General features: G+C 76.0%; 1 protein-coding gene. It reads left to right on the plus strand.

Going from position 1 to position 1,254, the window contains the following annotated elements; translation table 11 throughout:
• Positions 1 to 425: 425 nt before the first annotated feature.
• Positions 426 to 1,220: a hypothetical protein gene (locus tag AB0M28_RS40455; protein ID WP_365415837.1), complete on the plus strand. Its 795-nt coding sequence runs from the start codon at positions 426 to 428 to the stop codon at positions 1,218 to 1,220.
• The last annotated feature ends 34 nt before the right edge of the window (positions 1,221 to 1,254 follow it).

A 1,254-nucleotide genomic window follows, 5' to 3' on the forward strand; every position in this document is an offset into this window, starting at 1 on the left:
CTGCGCTCCGCCGGCAAAGGCCCCCTTCCAGCGCGACCGCACCACCCCCCCAGCCCGTCCGGCGCTTGAGGACTGAGGCGCGCAGCGCCGAACCGCGCCGCAGGCGCCAGCGGCACCGCACCATCCAGCGGACCGGACCCCCACCCCAGCCCGTCCGGCGTTTGAGGACTGAGGCGCGCAGCGCCGAACCGCGCCGCAGGCGCCAGCGGCACCGCACCATGCAGCGGACCGGACCACCCCCCTAGCCCGTCCGGCGCCTGAGGACGGAGGCGCGCAGCGCCGACCCGCCGCAGCCGACAAGCAGACGTAACCGCACATCAGAAAACCCTCCGATTGCGCCAACCGGGCGCAATCGCTGGTGCGGGAGGCCGACCACCAGCCGTGTCGCCCTGCGAAAGCCCGCACCGCGTGGCACCGTCTCGACCATGCGCCCCCGCCAGGCTCTCGCAGCCGCAGCCGCCCTCCTCACTGTGGCCTTCGCGCCCGGTGCGGCGGCCGCCGCCGCGCAGCCGGCGGCGGGGGGCGTGGCAGCCGCGGAGCTGAGCTGCGAGGGTCGCGACTTCCCCCTGGACGCCGCCCTCTCCGGTGGCCCCTCCACGTACACCCGCGGTGCCGCCCCCGAGGAGTGGACGCTCAAGCTGCACAACAGCTCCCGCACCGTGTGCGAAAACGTCCACCCCGTGGCCGTGCTCGTCGATGAGAGCAAGCTCCTCGCACCCGGGCACATCCGGCTGGCGTTCTACGACGACGACGCGCACCAATGGCGTGACGTGCGCTTCAAGGCGACCGAACGCGCCGAGAACGTCGGGGTGTTCGAGGACGGCTTCCACGGGCTCACCGTGCGCCCCGCGCAGACCGTGAGCGTCCGGCTGCGGCTGGCGTTCACCGAGGACGCCCCCGCCGGCGGCGTCACGGCCGCCGTCGCGGCCATGCAGCGGCGCGCCGGTGACGGCAGCTGGGCCGGGCAGTCGCCCTCGTACGACCTCACCGTCACCGAGCCCGGCGCCCCGGACGCGTCCCCGCAGGGCTCCGACCTGCCGCGGGCGACGGCCGCGGCACCGGCTCCCGCCGTCCCCTGGGGCGGCCTCGCTGACTCCGGCCCTGGCCTCGCGGCCGGGCTCGGCTGCACCGCCGGCGCCTTCCTCCTCGGCGGCGGTGCGTTTCTGGTGGGATCTCGGCGTCTGAGGCAGACGCCGTCCAGCCGGTCCCACCACCGGTAGGCGGCGCCCGGCGTCCCAGGGACGCGGGCGCCGC

The organism is Streptomyces sp. NPDC051940 (assembly GCF_040680895.1).
Taxonomy (GTDB): domain Bacteria; phylum Actinomycetota; class Actinomycetes; order Streptomycetales; family Streptomycetaceae; genus Streptomyces.

Bases quoted from the DNA above. Each gene is read 5' to 3' on its own strand.
- AB0M28_RS40455 (WP_365415837.1), top strand. From the start codon at position 426: ATGCGCCCCCGCCAGGCTCTCGCAGCCGCAGCCGCCCTCCTCACTGTG.